Genomic DNA, 15,636 nt, shown 5'->3' on the forward strand with positions numbered 1-15,636 from the left:
GAGGCCTTCCATTTCCACGGGTAAGACGAGCGTGATCCACACCAAGGTCCGATGCCGCGAGATCACCGAAGCCGACGTCGATGCGGTCGCGGACCTGTTGACGCGCGGCTTCGGCGGCCGCTCGCGCAACTACTGGATCCAGGGCCTGCGCCGGCAGGCCTTCCGGCCGGTGCCGGACGGCTATCCGCGCTTCGGCTACATGCTCGACAATGACGGCGAACCGGTCGGCGTGCTGCTGCTGCTCTACACCACGCGCAAGGACGGCGAGGAAACCGCCATCCAGTGCAATCTGTCGAGCTGGTATGTCGAGCCGGCCTATCGCAATTACGCGCCGCTGCTGACCAAGATCGCGCAACGGCACAAGAACGTGACCTACCTCAACATCAGCCCGGCGCCGTGGACCTGGCCGCTGATCGAGACGCAGGGCTTTCGCGCCTATTGCCGCGGCCTATTCGTCTCGGTGCCGGCGCTGTCGCGTGCCCCGCGCTGGAGCAAGATCGAGGTCATCTCCCAGCACACCAAGCGGATCGAGGGCCTCTCCGCGGCCGAGACCGAACTGCTGACGCGGCATGCGCGCTACAATTGCCTCAGCCTGGTCTGCCGCTCGCCGAAGGGCGTCTTCCCCTTCATCTTGCAACCGGTGCGAATCCGCCGTGGTTTCATCGCGCCGCCGGTGATGCAATTGATCTACTGCCGCAGCGCCGCCGAATACGCCGCTTGCGCCGGCCGCATCGGCCGGCTGCTGCTACGGCTCGGCAAGATCTCGGTGATCGTCGATTCCAACGAGCCCATCCCCGGCCTTGTTGGTATTTATACCGAGCGGCGCGGCCGCAAATATTTCAAGGGTCCACACCGCCCGCGGCTGGCCGACCTCACGGACACGGAGCTGGTGCTCTACGGGCCTTGAGGGCCGACGCGACGCGACGCGGGGCGGTCATTGCTCCCCTGCGGCAAGATCCTCGCAATCACGCCGAAAGACCGTCGGCACCGACACGGCTCGCTCCGCCATCGCAGAGCAACAATTCATCCCGCAACAGCGAACGTTTTAATTTGTGCCCGTGAGACGAGAGCTGAAAACTCTTTCTCCTTGTCAAAGCGGCCGTCGCGGAGTCAGAGTTCCGTCACACCGCGCAATATTCGGCCGGTTAAGACAAAACAATTATTGGGGCGGATGGATGAATAGACTGTCGATCGGCGGCTACGCCGCGCTATTTGGCTTGGCTTTTTTCCTGCCAGCCACCGCTTACGCACAACAGGAAGTGAAGCAGGACTCCGTCGGCCCGGTGGGCACGGCCAACGTCACGCCGGTGACGCAGGCGATGCTCAATGCCGCCGACAAGAGCGCGACCAATTTCCTGTTGACCAATGGCAATTACGCGCAGACCCGGTTTCACCTGGCCAAGCAGATCAATCAGAAAAACGTGAAGAACCTGCACGTCGCCTGGATCTACCAGACCGACGTCAAGGAATCGTTGGAGACCTCGCCCATCGTGGTCGACGGCGTGATGTTCGTGACGACTTCCTACAGCCATGTCTATGCGCTCGACGCCAAGACCGGACGCGAGCTCTGGCACTACAATCACAAGATGGGACCGATCACGACCTACTGCTGCGGCCCGAACAACCGCGGCGTCCAGGTCCTGAACGACATGGTCTACCTCGCAACGCTCGATGCAAAGCTGATCGCGTTGAGTGCCAAGACCGGCGACGTCGTCTGGAAAACCGATATCGCCGATCCCGAGATGGGCTACAGCGAGACGATGGCGCCGACGGTGGTGAAGGACAAGGTGCTGATCGGCACCAATGGCGGCGAGTACGGCATTCGCGGCTTTGTTCGCGCCTATGATGCCAAGACCGGCAAGCAGGTCTGGAGCTTCAACACCATTCCGGACAGCACGGTCGGCGTCTGGGCCACTAAGGATGCTACCGGCCGCGACATGCATCGCGACATCGCTGCGGAAAAAGACGCTCTCGCCAAGAACGGCGATCCCTTCGCAAAACTCGGCGGCGGCGTCTGGCAGAATCCGGCCGTCGATCTGGCCTCCAACCGGATCTATTTCGTGGTCGGCAATCCCTCGCCCGATCTCGACGGCTCGACCCGTCCCGGTGACAATCTCTACACGGACTCGCTCGTCGCGCTCGACCTCGATACCGGCAAGTATGTCTGCCACTTCCAGTATATCGCCCACGACGTCTGGGATCTGGATGCGGTGAGCCCGCCGGTGCTGGTCGATGTGAAGGACAAGAGCGGCAAGACCGTCCCCGGCGTGCTCCATGCCGGCAAGACCGGGCACATCTATGTGCACGATCGCAAGGACTGCAGTCTGATCCGCTTCTCCGAGGCGATGGTGCCGCAGGAGAACATGTGGGTGCTGCCGACCAAGGATGGTGCCCGCATGCTGCCGGGTGCGAACGGCGGCGTCGAATGGTCGCCGATCGCGACCGATCCGAGCCAGTCGTTGGCTTATGCCATCAATCTGCATCAGCCGATGACGTATCGTGTCGAGAGCTCGCCTTATCCCAACGGCAAGCTGTGGCTCGGTGGCGCCTTCACTGCTATTCCCAGCGAAAAGCAGTCCGGCAACATCACCGCCGTCAACTACGACACCGGCAAGATCAAATGGCAGGTGAAAACGCCGGAGCCGATGATCGGCGGCATCTTGGCAACCGCGGGCGGGCTCGTCTTCACGGGTGAAGGCAACGGTAAGTTCGCCGCCTACAACTCCGCCGACGGCAAGGAGCTATGGAGCTTCCGCGCCGGCGCAGGCGTCAACGCGCCGCCGTCCAGCTACATGGTGGGTGGCAAGCAGTACATCGTGGTCGGCGCCGGCGGCAATACTCAAGTCAATTTCAAGCGCGGCAACAACATCATCGCCTTTACGCTTGATTGAGCCGACAGCCGTCCTATCGTGAACCAGGCGGGGCCGCACGCGGCCCCGCTTTCGTTAGAGCATATTGGATTGATCTCATGGCGATGAAATTGTGTTCAGTCATTCTGCTCGGACTAGCGCTCGGCGCAGGCGCCCGGCCCGCAGTGGCAGACAGCATCGCTGAGAAGGTCGAGGTCTGCGCCGGATGTCACGGCGCCGACGGCAAGCCGGTCGACAAGACGATTCCGGTGATTTGGGGCCAGCTCACCGGCTACATCTACATCCAGCTTCGCGACTTCAAGCGAGGTGATCGCAAGAGCGAGATCATGCAGCCTATCGCATCAGGCTTCGAGAGAGACGATATGCTCGCGGTCGCGGAATATTTTTCGCAGAAGAAGTGGCCGGACCTGGGGCAGCCCCGCGCGCCAAAGGACGTTTCGAAGAAGGCGACCGACGCCGAGCATTCGGTCGGCTGTACCGGCTGCCATCTCGAGCAATTCCAAGGCACCAGCACCACGCCGCGGCTCGCCGGCCAGAGCCGGGAATATCTCGCCAAGACCATGGCAGACCTCCGCACCCGCGCCCGCGGCAACAATCCCGGCATGTCCGACTTGATGATCGCGACGCCGGAGAACGACCTGACGGCGCTGGCAGAGTTTTTGGCGGGGCTGTGAGAGGCCGCGCCTTCTCCTTCAATGCGTTAACAGGCGCTCGCGCAGCGCTGTCAGCGTGGTAAGATCGGCGGCGCGCTTGCCGGCGTTGTCGCGGAGCGATGGGTCGGCGCCCCGCGCCAGCAAGACTGTCACGACGTCAGCCCGGCCGCCCTCCACAGCGATCATCAGCGCGGTGCGACCGCGCGCGTCGCGGTCATTGATATGCGCGCTGCCGTCGAGCAGAAAGCTGACGACCTTCACCACCTCGGCCTGCTCGACCTTCTCGTCGGCGCCAGCCGCCCACATCAGCAGCGTCAACTCGTTCGGATAGCGTGCATTGACGTCGATGTTGCGCGCAAGCAGCCGCTTCACGATGTCGAGCCGACCGCCGGCCGCGGCATAGACGATCGGCGGCTTGCCGGTTTCGTCCGCGGCGCGCTCGTCGGCACCGTGCGCGAGCAAGATTTCGACGGTCGCGTCACTGCCAGCATAGGCCGCCGCAGCTATGGGAGAGATGCCGCTGCGGCCGGCGAGCTTGACGTCGGCGCCGCGCTCGATCAGGCGCGCCACCACCGCGGCATGGCCGCGTTCGGATGCGGCATAGAGCGCGGTTGCGCCGGCGAGATTGCGTGCGTCGATCGGCGCGCCGCGCGCCAGAAGCAGGTCGACCACATCAAGGTTACCAAAGCGTGCCGCGTGGCCGAGCGGCCGTGCCCCCAGCCGGTCGCGCGCATCGACGGAGGCTCCGGCGTCGAGGAGTTCGGTCTCCAGTGCAAGGCACCCGGAATCCGCAGCCGAGAACAGCAACAGCGACACCTCGATGGCCGTGATCTGCGCTCTGGTGCTCTGAAACTGGCGGGTCAACTCCTGACAGCGCACGGCATCGGCGGCAGCGGTCGGCGAAACGGCGGTGAAGGCGGCTATCACAACTCCCAGCAAGACGGCGCGGCGATACACGGCAGTCACCTCCATTTAAGATATCCCGGAACTCAAACGTGACACGGTACCGGGCCACTGCCAAGCCATCGCAATGCAAGCGGCTACGGTTTAGCTCGCCTCGCGCAGGCTGCGGTGCCCAGTCACCCTCCGTAAACTACGGCGCTTAAGGGAATTTTCCCGCCTCTTCGCTACGCTCGGTGGCTGAATTGCGTTGCGTCAAGTCTATTGCCGCCGAGATGCCACTGCCCCCATGACGTCGACCCGCGACAACGAGCTCGGTGTACGCCGCGAGCAAGGCCAGCAGGCCCTGCTCTCGCTGAGCCAGCTTGCGCTCGACGGCATGGAACAGGGGGTTTGCGTCTACGACGCCGACAACCGGATCGTGCTGGTCAACACGCGTTACCTGACGCTGTTCAACATGTCGGCCGAGATCGTCCAGCCCGGAACGCGCTACCGCGATGTGCTCGCCCACAGCGTAGCGCTCGGCAATATCCCGGCAAGTGAGCTCGACGCGCTCTACACCGCGCGGATCGCATTGATTGCGGCCGGCAAGCCGTTCCAGACCCGGCAGACGCTGGCAAGCGGCCTTGTCATCACGCTCGAACTGAAGCCGCTTCCAGCTGGCGGCTGGATGACGATCTGCGACGACGTCAGCCGGCTCGCCCGGCTCGAGACCGAGCTGCAACTCCAGACCGAACGCAGCCAGCATGCGCTCGCGCACATGTCGCACGGCCTCATCATGTACGATGCCGACGCCCGCGTCGTCGTCTGCAACGAGCGGTTCCTGCAATTCTACGACCTCGACCCCAACGTCGTGAAACCGGGTGTCGCGCACAGCACGGCCATCGACCACTGGCTGTCGCGCGGCAACAGAGCGGACATGTCCGGAGACGAGTTCCGCGATGCCCGGATCAACGACGTCCGGACCAGGAACCCGAAGACCGTTCTGGTGACGCGCTATGACGGCCGCAAGGTGCAAGCCGTATCCCGCTTCATGCCCGACGGCGGCTGGGTCACCGTGCACGAGGACGTCACCGAACGGCTCCGGCATGAAGAGACGCTGAAGCAGCAGAACCTCATGCTGGATGCGGCGCTCGAAAACATGGCGCATGGGCTCGCGTTCTACGACAGCGACATGCGCCTGCGCATCTGCAATTCGACCTACCAGCAGATCTATCGGCTGCCGCCGGAGGAGAGCAAGCCCGGCACGCATCTCGCCGAGCTGATCGAGCGCTCGATGGCGAACGGTGCCTTCTCCTCCGAATACAGCCCGCAGCAGATCCTGGAGGCCGCCCGCACCCGGATCGCGAGCCGCGATTCCTCGCCGATGCGGCGGAGCATGACCAACGACACGGTGATCTCGGTGCGCTATTGCGCGCTGCCCGAGGGCGGCTTCGTCGCCACCTATGAGGACATCACCGAGCGCGAACGGGCGGTCGAAGAGCTGAGTGAGCAGTATCGCCGCTTCGACGCGGCGCTGAACAACATGAGTCAGGGCCTGTGCATGCTCGATACGAGTCTGCACGTGATCGTTTGCAACCGCCGCTACATCGAGATGTACGGCCTGTCGCCTGACATTGTGAAGCCCGGCGTCTCGATGCGCGAGATCATGGAGCACAGCTGCGATCTCGGCATCCATCCGAACACGACCGCCGCCAAGATCTATGCCGACTACGTCGAGCGGCTGCGCGAGGGCGAGCACACGCTGCACCGCCATTTGAGCGACGGCCGCATCATCAAGCTCAACCACAAGCGGATGGAGCATGGCGGCTGGGTCGTCACCTATGAGGACGTCACCGAGCGCCACAAAGCCCAGGCCCGGGTCGCGCACATGGCGCAGCACGATTCGCTCACCGACCTGCCCAACCGCACGCTGTTCCGCGAGAAGATGGGAGAGGGGTTGAACCAGGTCGCGATCGCCGGCGGCGCGATGGCGGTGCTGTGCTTCGACCTCGACAATTTCAAGACCGTCAACGACCGGCTCGGCCACGCCGCCGGCGACCGCCTGCTGCGCTGGGTCGCGGCGCGGCTGAAGGAGAATGTCGGCGAGCACGACACCGTCGCCCGTCTCGGCGGCGACGAGTTTGCCGTGCTCCAGCGCGGACCGCAGCCGCAATCGGCGGAGCGGCTTGCGCGGCGGCTGGTCGAGATCATCGGCCATCCGCCGCCGCTGGAGAGCCAGTCGATCCATGTCGGCGTCTCCGTCGGCATCGCGATCGCGCCCGACCACGGCCTCGACGCCGACGAGCTGATGAAATGCGCCGATCTCGCACTGTACCAGGCCAAGGCCAAGGGACGCGGCGCCTACCAGCTGTTCGAGCCCGAAATGGAAGAAGCGGCTCGCAGCCGGCACGCGCTGGAGCACGATCTGCGCGGCGCGCTGGAAGCCAACCAATTCCATCTGGTGTTCCAGCCGCAGGTGCGGCTCGACACCTCCGAGCTGACCGGCTTCGAGGCGCTGCTGCGCTGGAAGCATCCGTCGCGCGGCTTCGTCTCGCCGGCCGAGTTCATTCCGATCGCCGAAGAGAACGGGCTGATCGTCGCGATCGGCGAATGGGTGCTGCGCTCGGCCTGCGCCACGGCGGCCTCATGGCCGGATGTCACGGTCGCGGTCAATCTGTCACCGGTCCAGTTCCGCTCGCGCGGACTGGTGGCGATGGTGACGAGCGCGCTTGCAGAAGCCGGCCTGCCGCCGCAGCGGCTCGAGCTCGAGGTCACCGAGACGGCGCTGCTCGACGACAGCGAAGCGACGATCGAGATCCTGCATCAGCTCCGCGCCCTCGGCGTGCGCGTCAGCCTCGACGATTTCGGCGTCGGCTATTCTTCGCTGAGTTACTTGCGCAAGTTTCCGTTCGACCGCATCAAGATCGACCGCTCCTTCGTCGGCACACTCGGCGAAAGCCCCGAGAGCGTCGCCATCGTCCGAACCATCGCGAGCCTCGGTTCCGTGCTTGGCGTCGAGACCACGGCGGAAGGCGTCGAGACGGTGGAGCAGCTCGAATTCGTCCGCGAATGCGGCTGCACTGCCGTGCAGGGATACTATTTCGGTAGGCCGTGTCCGGCAGCCGAAGTCAGCCGCACCATCGAGACGTTGAACGCGGTCCGTCGCGTGGCGTAAGGGCTTGCTGCCTGCTCCCCGCACGAATTTCGTGAAACAACCCCATGCAAAGTAGAACGGCGTTGATTTCAAAGGGGAAATCGTGACGATCGCGACGCTGCGCTAATCCACCCGACGATGCCTCAGCCGGCCGCGGGTAGCACGTTGTCCGGCGCCGCACCCCATGGGCGGTCAACGGAGGCGAGGCCGATCAGGCGGCCCTGGATGTAGTCGCAGCCCCACTCGCGCAGCATGTTGGCGGCCTCCTCGTCCTGGACCCATTCGGCGACGGTCTTGATGTCGAGGCGGCGGGCGAGGTCGATCAAGGTCTGCACGAAAGCGCGGTCGTCGGCGGAATGGGTGATGTTCTGCACGAACGCACCGTCGATCTTGACGATATCCACGCCGAGCTTGCGCAAATTGCGGAACGAGGTGTAACCGGCGCCGAAATCGTCGATCGCGATGCTGCTGCCGAAGTTCTTGAGACGGCTGACGAAGGCGCGGACGTCGTCGATGTCCTGGATCGCGACCGTCTCGGTGATCTCGACGATCAGCCGCTCGGCGACGCCGGGATGGGCAAGCATCAGCGATTCTATACCGGCCCACCAATCGGGGTCCATCGTCGTATCAGGCGAGATGTTGAGGCTGAGGCGGATGTCGGGCGTGGCCGCGAGCTCGGCAACCACGAGCTCGAGCACGCGGTGATCGACCAGCCGAATGAGGCCGAGCCGCTCGGCGACCGGAACGATGTCCGGCGCGAGCAGGACCTGGCCATCACCCTGGTCCATCCGCACCAGGCATTCGTGGAACGCGCCTTCGCGCGTGGCAACCGAGACCACCGGCTCATAAGCGAGCTTGATGCGGCGCTCGTTGAGCGCGGTGACGATCTCGTCGGTGACGCGAATGTTGACGCGGCGCTGCGCGTCGCGCTCGGCATTCGGGCGCCAGGCGGCGAACGAACCGGCGCGGCGGCGCTTGGCGGCATCCAGCGTCTCGTGAGCGCGGTTGATGGCCTCGTCGGTATTGCGGGCATAGCGCGGCAGGCTGACCGCGCCGATCGAGACGGTAACCGAGACCGGACCGGATTTGGTCGGCACCACCTCGTCACGGACGCCGGCGAGAAAGCGCTCCGCGGCGACGTTCATGTCGTCGACGGTGCAGTTCTTCAGGATGAGGCCGAACTTGTTGCCGGAGAAGCGCCCGAGCACGTCGCCGCCGCGTAAGCGCGCGCGAATGCGCTTGGCGACGTCGAGGATCACGGCATCGGCAACGTCAAAGCCGAAGGCGTCGTTGACGCGGGCAAGATGATCGATGCCGACCAGCAGGAAGGCTGCGGTCGAGCGGAAGCGGCTCGTCTCCTCGATCGCTTCGGCCAGCGCCGCGATCAGGTGAGAGCGGTTGAGCTCGCCGGTCAGCGGATCAAGCCGGGCAAGCTTGGTCAGCTCCTCGTCGCGGGCGTGCCGCTCATTGTTGATGCGGACGGAGCCGATCGCGCGCATTGGGCGGCCGTCGGCACCCGCGAACCAGCGGCCGGTCTCCTCGATCCAGACCACGGGGTCGGAGGCGCTCATGCGCACGCCATATTCGACCCGGTAGGGCGTGCCGTCGGTGCCGTGCACGGCGGATGTCTGCGCCAGCGCCGCGCTCCGCAGCGTCTGCGCGGGCTCGATCAGCTTGGCGAACTGGGCGCCGGTCGCGAGGCGCTCGGCCGGAATGCCGGGGAAGATGACGCCGGCCTGTTCACCCCAGACGATGGCGTCGCTCGCGATATCCCAGACGAACACGGCCTGACCGAGAGCGGCCAGGATTTCGGAGGCTTGCGGCAATGCTGGGGTCAAAAGCGCCTCGTTTCGGGACAGCGGGGAGTCCTGAGCCGGCACAGAGTACGGCCAGATTCGCCTCCAACCCTAGGCAAAGTTCATAAACAATTTGGAAACCACGTTTCCGAGCGCCATGGAACGGAATAGGCTCGACCGGCATAGGCCTTGCGAGACCATCGAATGCACCGGCGCGAGCGTCCCAAAACGCGCCAGCTCAACCGGATTAGCGGTGTTGCGATGGCGAATGCGGATCAGATCGAAGAGACAACGCGGGAAGCAAGTACCGCGCTGGTACCGCTGACGCCCGTTTTGCAGTTGGTCCACAAGGTGCCGCTGACGCGTCCGGATCCGAGCTTCGTCACCCAGCTGATCGCCAATGCCGAGCACCTGCCTCAGGCAAACCGGCTGCGCCGCGGCTCGTCCGAGGACGCACGCATGGCCTATGGCGGCAAGGGCCCGCTTCCCAGCGTCATCTCACGCACACGTCAGGTGGCGTAGCGCCGATCAGCGCGGCTCTTCGGGCGAGGACGGCGTGCCGTTGCCCGGCTGCAAATGCGGCGAGGGAATTTCCGGCGACGGTACGACGCCCGGCTTCGGCGCGGGGTGATCCATCAAAACGGATTCGGCGACCGATTGCGCCGAGGGCGCGGACGGCGGTTCAGGCTGCGGTGCAGGCACGGGATCGAGCTTCGGCTCAAACGCTGTTGCTGGCGGCGGCGCCTCGGCCTGGCGTTTGGCCTTGCGCGGCACCGCCACCGTCTCTGCGGCAACATAGGCGATGCGGCGGCGTGCGCGTTGGGCGATGCCGCCGAGGAAATCGGCCATCGAAAGCAGCACCAGCAGGAAAAAAGTGGAATTGCCGAATTTGGGCCACATCACGAATTCGGCCGCGGCCGCGCCGAACAGGATCAGCGACAGCAGATGATCCATCAGGAATTTCGCGCCTGGGCGCGCGCCCTTGACCACTTCGAGCAGCAGCAGCAGCACGCCGAGCGCGAGCAGGAGGTCGGCGAGCGTGACCGGCCAGGTCTCGCCGGTGATCATCGGCACCTTGAACAGCACGTCCGAAAAGGACACGCTGGGCATCAGGAAGGCGATGATGTTGTAGACGGCGAGCGGAATCAGAAGCAGCGGGAAACCGACCATCGGCAAAGCGCCTTCTCGATCAAGATGTCCGGGCAAGACAATGCGACGGCGAAGCATACGCTCCGCCGCCGACACCGTCATATCTCATGGATTGGCCGAAATCAGGCAGGTCACGTCATCCTGATTGAGGAGAACACCCGCCCGAGAAGAGTCTTTAGGACTCTTTCTTCTTCAGGACCTGACGGCCCTTGTACATGCCGGTCTTGAGGTCGAGATGATGCGGACGACGGAGCTCACCGGAGTCCTTGTCTTCCACATAGGTCGGCTTCTTGATGGCATCTGCCGAGCGGCGCATGCCACGGCGCGACGGCGAAGTTTTTCGTCTCGGAACGGCCATTTCAATATCCTCTAGGGATTGGTGTTCATCCGGGCATCGTCCGCGAAGGGACGGCTCAGCACCCGCAAACCGAGGCGAGCTGAATGCCGATCAAGGCCGGGCTTATAGAGGAAGGCTGGCCGTAAATCTAGGGTTCTGGGACGGAAAATGCGCCCCAAAAGAGCCCGGAATCAGCGATTTTCCCGCCAGCAGGTCAAAAGCGAGGAGGCCTGCCCCCTTGCTACATAGGTCCCGGCCAGCCGCCGCACGCCTGGCCCGGGGGTCCTGGCGCTGCGTTTGACCGGATTCGGCAGGATCGACGCCAAAAGGGCCGCTTCCCGGGGGGAGAGGTTGGCAGCCGACTTGCCGAAGGCATAGGCGCTGCCCGTTTCGACCCCAAACTGGCCCTGCGGGCCGAGCTCGGCAATGTTGAGGTAAATTTCCAGGATCCGGTGCTTGGGCAGGACGAAATCGATCCAGAGCGCCAGCGGGAATTCCAGCGCCTTGCGGACGAAATCCCGCCCCTGCCAGAGGAACAGGTTTTTCGCGACCTGCTGGGTGATGGTGGAGGCGCCGCGGAACGGCGTACCGTCCTCCTTGGCGTCGTCGATGGCCTCGCGCAGCGCGCCCCAGTCGATGCCGTGGTGCTTGCAGAAATGGGCGTCCTCGGCCGCCACCACCGAGCGTGGCACATAAGGAGACATCGCCGCCAGATCGATCCATTCCCGGTGCATCGGCGCGCCCGTCAGCGAGCGCCAGGCCATCAGCGTCGAAACCGGATGGCCGGAGCGGTAGAATGGCGCGATCACATAGGGCGCCAGCAACGCGACCGCGGCCATCACCAGCAGGATTTTAACGATGCGCAAATCGACCTTTCCGGCGCAAACTGAAACCTGGCCGCGGATCCCGCCATTAAGTCTGTGATAATTCGGGTCTTTTCCAGCACTTTTTAGGCCTTCCAAACGATTGACTGAGGCCGGCTCATAAAGGATTGTCCCGCCGAATTTTAGTTCTGGAGCCTTTCTTGATGACCGGCACGTCCCCGTCCGATTTCGCCAAACGTCTGGACAAGACCGCTGATGACACCGAAGCCCTGCTCGGGCGCCTGCTGTCGGACGACATCCTGCACGATGAGATCGCCCGTCCCAAGCGACTGATGGACGCAATGCGCTATTCGAGCCTGAATGGCGGCAAGCGCCTGCGCCCCTTCCTGGTGGTCGAGAGTGCGGCCGTGTTCGGTGTTCCGCGCGAAGCGGCGCTGCTCGTGGGCGCCGCGCTCGAATGCATCCACTGCTATTCGCTGATCCATGACGATCTGCCGGCGATGGACAATTCGGACCTGCGCCGCGGCCGCCCCACCCTGCACAAGCAGACCGATGACGCCACCGCGATCCTCGCCGGCGACGGCCTTCTGACCATCGCCTTCGACATCGTCACCCGCGACGAGATCCATCGTGATGCCAATGTACGGTTGTTGCTGACGCGGGCGCTGGCACGCTGCGCCGGCATCGGCGGCATGGTCGGCGGCCAGATCCTCGATCTCGCCGGCGAAGGCCGCTTTGGCGGCAACGAACCGATCGATGTCGCCCGTATCCAGCAGATGAAGACCGGCGCGCTGCTGCGCTACGGCTGCATCGCCGGCGCGATCCTCGGCCAGGCCTCGAAGGCGGAATACCAGGCACTCGACGACTACGGCCGCGCACTTGGCGAAGCCTTCCAGATCGCCGACGATCTGCTCGACGTCGAAGGCGATGCGGCGGCGCTCGGCAAGCCCTCGGGCCAGGACGCCGTGCTCGGCAAGACCACTTTCGTCACCCAGCTCGGCATCGAAGGCGCCAAGCAGCGCGTGCGCGATCTGCTGGCACGCGCCGACAGCGCGGTGTCGATCTTCGGTGATCGCGCCGCGGTGCTGCAGGCCGCCGCGCGCTTCGTCGCCGAACGCAAGAACTAGTAACTCCCTCACCTCTCCCGCTTGCGGGAGAGGTCGGCGCGTCCCGGGCGATGCGAAGCATCGTCCCGCGCGCCGGGTGAGGGCTCTCTCCTCTTGGGGGTTCTCGCTTGCGGAGACACCCTCTCCCCAACCCTCCCCCGCAAGCGGGGGAGGGAGCGCACCTGCGATGCCGCTCAGGGCTCACCGGACGATCCGCATGGAAAAAGAAGATCCCGTCCTCGTCCGCTTCCGGCAGATGTCGCGACCGATGCGGCTGATCTATGCGCGGCCGCGGACGTTCATCTCGCTTGGTATCGGCATCCTCGTCTGCCTGCTTGCGCCGGGCTCGCTCCGGCTGACGACGCGGCTTGTGCTCGGCTGGGATGCGCTGATCGCAGTGTATCTCGTGCTGGTCTACAGCATGATGCTGTGCAACGACCATCGGCACATCCACCGTAGCGCCGCAATGCAGGACGACGGCCGCTTCGTGATCCTGCTGGTGACGGCGATCGGCGCGTTCGCGAGCATCGCAGCAATCGTCTCGGAGCTCGGTGTTCATCGCGGCGCTGCGGAGCTGACCATCGCCATCACGACCATCGTGCTGTCCTGGGCCGCCGTGCACACGACCTTCGCGCTGCACTACGCCCATGACTATTACCGGCATCCGCCGGGCGGCTTGCAGTTTCCGAGCGGCGACAAGGAAGACCACGCCGACTATTGGGACTTCGTCTATTTCTCGTTCGTGATCGGCATGACCGCGCAGGTCTCCGACGTCGGCATCACCGACAAGACCATCCGCCGCACCGCCACGGCGCACGGCATCGTGTCCTTCATCTACAACACGGCGCTGCTGGCGCTGACGGTGAACATCGCGGCGAGCGCGATCGCGACGTGATCCCCGCGACATTGTCGCGGGAATCAGCCCCCTCAGTTGCAGACCTCGTAATTGGCATCAACGTGCGGGCCGCCGCCACCGCGATATTCGAGGTGGCAGCCGCGCCGGACCGGACGGCAGAGCAGATCGTTGCAAAAAATCTGACCACTGCCACCCGAAGCGCGACCCGCGCCGGCCGCAGCGATGCCGCCCGCCGCTCCCGCGGCCGCGCCACCGGACTGACGACGCTGCCGCGCGGGACGCTCGTCGCCGTCGTCGCGCTTGGCGGTTGCAGGCTTGGTCGGCTTGGCGGCACGCTGCTTCTCGCATTCATTGTCGTCGTTCAGCGCATAGCCGTCGCCGCAGACGATCTTGGTGCATTTGTCGCCGTCGGCCTTGAAGCCGTGATCGCAGACCAGCGGGCAGACGCGCGACTGCTTTGACTTGACCGTGTCGAGTGCATCCGTGCTTGCGACCTTCACATCGAGCTTGGTACCGGCATAGCGGTTGAACTGCGACAGCGACCGCTGGGCGGACGTGTTCCAGTTGCCGTCAGCCTGTCCGGAGAAACAGCCGACGCGACCGAGCTCGGTCTGCACCGAGCGGCTGAGATCGGCCGGCGTGGTTGCCGGCGTCAGCGAAGCGACATTGGTGCCGGCAGGGCTCGCCGTGCTGGCCGGCGCAGCGCTCGGTGCTGTAGCGGCGAGATTGACGCGCTGCTGCTCTGCAGCCGCAGCTTGCTGCTGCGCCTGCTCCTTGGCCTTCTGCGCGGCAAGCTGGGCCTGCTCGGCCGCTTTCGCGTCTGCCGCGGCCTTCGCCTGCGCGTCCTTCTGCGCACCGACCGCAGCGAGACGATCGCGTTCGGCGTCGGCCTGCTTCGTCTTCTCGATCGCCGCCGCATGAACCTGCTCGGCCTGGATCTTGTCGAGCTGAAGCTTGGCAAGGTTCGCATAGAAGCCGTCGGGGTGCTGGGCCAGGAAGGCTTCCCATGCCGGCTTGTTACCGACCTGGAGCGCGAGTTCATAGTCGCGGCGCATGTCGGCCTGCGGATTCACCGCGGGCGCAGGCGCCGCCGCTGCGATCACGGGCGCGGCCTTGACCGGCACCAGCGGCACGTCTTCGCCGCCAAGCGAACCATAGACGAACGGCTCCTGCTTGTTGCCGGTCGACTTGAGCACGTCGTCGCGCACGAAGCCGAAGGCGCGGCGGACATCGAGGCCCGGCGTCGTCAGATGCTTCGACAGCGCGATGGTGAACGGGCTGTTGGCGCCGTCGCCATCCTGTGCCGTAAAGCCGGCCTTGGCCGAATAGGCGATCAGCGTGTTTGAGCTGGCCGGCTCGACCTGCGCCAGACCACGACCGATGCCGCGCGAGGCGAGCGTGCGCTTCATGGTCCGGCCGAACGGATTGTCACGGCAGGCATCGAGGATCACCAGGCGAAGCTGCTTCGCCGGCTCGACCGAGACCAGGACGCGATCGAGCGAGAGCGCCTCGTCATAGACGTCGGTGTCGCGCTCGAGCTTGGCATCGACCGGGATCAGATAGTTGGAGCCTTCGACCTCGATGCCGTGGCCGGCATAGTAGACGACGGCGATGTCGGCATCGCGGGTCGCGTCGGCGAACTCGCGCAGCACCCGCCGCGTATCGAGCGCGGTCAGATCGTGGCGGGAATCGACGACATCGAAGCCGGCATCCTTCAGCGTCTTGGCCATCACCGCACCGTCGTTGACGGGGTTGGTGAGCTGCGGCGCGTGCTGATAGGCCGAGTTGGCGAGCACCAGCGCGACGCGCTTTCCGGCGAAGGCGGGGTCGGCGCCGAACATCAGCGCGACGGCGATGAGAACCGGGTAAAGTCTGAACAAAATGCGCATGACACGCTTTCCAAAAATTCGTGGCAGTTCACACCCTCGGTACGACCTTAGCAAGATCGGCTGCTCACGCCTGTGATGGAGGTCACGAAGACCGCGCCGACAACAGACGAAGGCCCCCTT

The 15,636-nt window shown here is 64.8% G+C and carries 13 protein-coding genes; 7 read left to right on the plus strand and 6 right to left on the minus strand.

Annotated features, from left to right (window positions below):
- The first annotated feature begins 31 nt into the window (after positions 1–31).
- From K3F49_RS17960 to K3F49_RS17970, 3 genes are all read left to right on the plus strand, one after another.
- Positions 32–907, plus strand: a complete 876-nt coding sequence (locus K3F49_RS17960) for an acyl-CoA acyltransferase (protein ID WP_234682279.1) — start codon at positions 32–34, stop codon at positions 905–907.
- Between the two features lie 268 nt (positions 908–1,175).
- Entirely contained in the window at positions 1,176–2,891 is a 1,716-nt protein-coding gene (locus K3F49_RS17965; RefSeq protein WP_234682280.1) for a pyrroloquinoline quinone-dependent dehydrogenase, read from the plus strand.
- Between the two features lie 77 nt (positions 2,892–2,968).
- On the plus strand, positions 2,969–3,544 hold the full coding sequence (locus K3F49_RS17970; protein WP_234682281.1) for a c-type cytochrome: 576 nt from the start codon (positions 2,969–2,971) through the stop codon (positions 3,542–3,544).
- 18 nt (positions 3,545–3,562) lie between these two features.
- Here the strand turns inward: K3F49_RS17970 and K3F49_RS17975 are convergent, their stop codons facing one another.
- Positions 3,563–4,495 carry an ankyrin repeat domain-containing protein gene (locus tag K3F49_RS17975; RefSeq protein WP_234682282.1) on the minus strand — a complete coding sequence of 311 codons (933 nt, stop codon included), beginning with the start codon at positions 4,493–4,495 and terminating at the stop codon, positions 3,563–3,565.
- Positions 4,496–4,712: 217 nt separating this feature from the next.
- On the opposite strand from K3F49_RS17975, the gene K3F49_RS17980 reads away from it, so the two are divergent.
- Entirely contained in the window at positions 4,713–7,580 is a 2,868-nt protein-coding gene (locus tag K3F49_RS17980; protein WP_234682283.1) for a PAS-domain containing protein, read from the plus strand.
- Between the two features lie 122 nt (positions 7,581–7,702).
- Here the strand turns inward: K3F49_RS17980 and K3F49_RS17985 are convergent, their stop codons facing one another.
- Entirely contained in the window at positions 7,703–9,397 is a 1,695-nt protein-coding gene (locus K3F49_RS17985; RefSeq protein ID WP_234682284.1) for a putative bifunctional diguanylate cyclase/phosphodiesterase, read from the minus strand.
- 219 nt (positions 9,398–9,616) lie between these two features.
- On the opposite strand from K3F49_RS17985, the gene K3F49_RS17990 reads away from it, so the two are divergent.
- Positions 9,617–9,877 (plus strand): hypothetical protein, encoded by a 261-nt coding sequence (locus K3F49_RS17990; protein WP_234682518.1) that lies wholly within the window; start codon positions 9,617–9,619, stop codon positions 9,875–9,877.
- Between the two features lie 6 nt (positions 9,878–9,883).
- Here K3F49_RS17990 and K3F49_RS17995 read toward each other — a convergent pair whose 3' ends face one another.
- The 3 genes from K3F49_RS17995 to mtgA form a co-directional block, all read right to left on the minus strand.
- Positions 9,884–10,525, minus strand: a complete 642-nt coding sequence (locus tag K3F49_RS17995) for a hypothetical protein (protein WP_234682285.1) — start codon at positions 10,523–10,525, stop codon at positions 9,884–9,886.
- A gap of 154 nt (positions 10,526–10,679) precedes the next feature.
- Positions 10,680–10,862 (minus strand): 50S ribosomal protein L32, encoded by a 183-nt coding sequence (rpmF, locus tag K3F49_RS18000; protein WP_007598106.1) that lies wholly within the window; start codon positions 10,860–10,862, stop codon positions 10,680–10,682.
- A 170-nt stretch (positions 10,863–11,032) separates the two neighbouring features.
- Positions 11,033–11,707 carry a monofunctional biosynthetic peptidoglycan transglycosylase gene (gene mtgA, locus K3F49_RS18005; RefSeq protein WP_234682286.1) on the minus strand — a complete coding sequence of 225 codons (675 nt, stop codon included), beginning with the start codon at positions 11,705–11,707 and terminating at the stop codon, positions 11,033–11,035.
- A gap of 161 nt (positions 11,708–11,868) precedes the next feature.
- Between mtgA and K3F49_RS18010 the strand changes: the two genes are divergently transcribed.
- Both K3F49_RS18010 and K3F49_RS18015 read left to right on the plus strand, forming a co-directional pair.
- Positions 11,869–12,792, plus strand: coding sequence for a polyprenyl synthetase family protein (locus K3F49_RS18010; RefSeq protein WP_234682287.1), 924 nt, complete (start codon positions 11,869–11,871; stop codon positions 12,790–12,792).
- A gap of 196 nt (positions 12,793–12,988) precedes the next feature.
- Complete coding sequence (locus K3F49_RS18015) at positions 12,989–13,666, plus strand: DUF1345 domain-containing protein (RefSeq protein ID WP_234682288.1); 678 nt, start codon at positions 12,989–12,991, stop codon at positions 13,664–13,666.
- A gap of 32 nt (positions 13,667–13,698) precedes the next feature.
- Here K3F49_RS18015 and K3F49_RS18020 read toward each other — a convergent pair whose 3' ends face one another.
- Positions 13,699–15,516, minus strand: a complete 1,818-nt coding sequence (locus tag K3F49_RS18020) for a caspase family protein (RefSeq protein WP_234682289.1) — start codon at positions 15,514–15,516, stop codon at positions 13,699–13,701.
- Between the last annotated feature and the right edge of the window lie 120 nt (positions 15,517–15,636).

This window comes from Bradyrhizobium monzae (genome assembly GCF_021458635.1).
Classification (GTDB): Bacteria; Pseudomonadota; Alphaproteobacteria; order Rhizobiales; family Xanthobacteraceae; genus Bradyrhizobium.

Excerpts from the sequence above, each read along its gene's own strand:
- K3F49_RS17965 (WP_234682280.1), top strand. The coding sequence starts at position 1,176 with ATGAATAGACTGTCGATCGGCGGCTACGCCGCGCTATTTGGCTTGGCT.
- K3F49_RS17970 (WP_234682281.1), top strand. The coding sequence starts at position 2,969 with ATGGCGATGAAATTGTGTTCAGTCATTCTGCTCGGACTAGCGCTCGGC.
- K3F49_RS17975 (WP_234682282.1), bottom strand. The coding sequence starts at position 4,495 with ATGGAGGTGACTGCCGTGTATCGCCGCGCCGTCTTGCTGGGAGTTGTG.
- K3F49_RS17980 (WP_234682283.1), top strand. The coding sequence starts at position 4,713 with ATGACGTCGACCCGCGACAACGAGCTCGGTGTACGCCGCGAGCAAGGC.
- K3F49_RS17990 (WP_234682518.1), top strand. The coding sequence starts at position 9,617 with ATGGCGAATGCGGATCAGATCGAAGAGACAACGCGGGAAGCAAGTACC.
- K3F49_RS17995 (WP_234682285.1), bottom strand. The coding sequence starts at position 10,525 with ATGGTCGGTTTCCCGCTGCTTCTGATTCCGCTCGCCGTCTACAACATC.
- rpmF (WP_007598106.1), bottom strand. The coding sequence starts at position 10,862 with ATGGCCGTTCCGAGACGAAAAACTTCGCCGTCGCGCCGTGGCATGCGC.
- K3F49_RS18010 (WP_234682287.1), top strand. The coding sequence starts at position 11,869 with ATGACCGGCACGTCCCCGTCCGATTTCGCCAAACGTCTGGACAAGACC.
- K3F49_RS18015 (WP_234682288.1), top strand. The coding sequence starts at position 12,989 with ATGGAAAAAGAAGATCCCGTCCTCGTCCGCTTCCGGCAGATGTCGCGA.
- K3F49_RS18020 (WP_234682289.1), bottom strand. The coding sequence starts at position 15,516 with ATGCGCATTTTGTTCAGACTTTACCCGGTTCTCATCGCCGTCGCGCTG.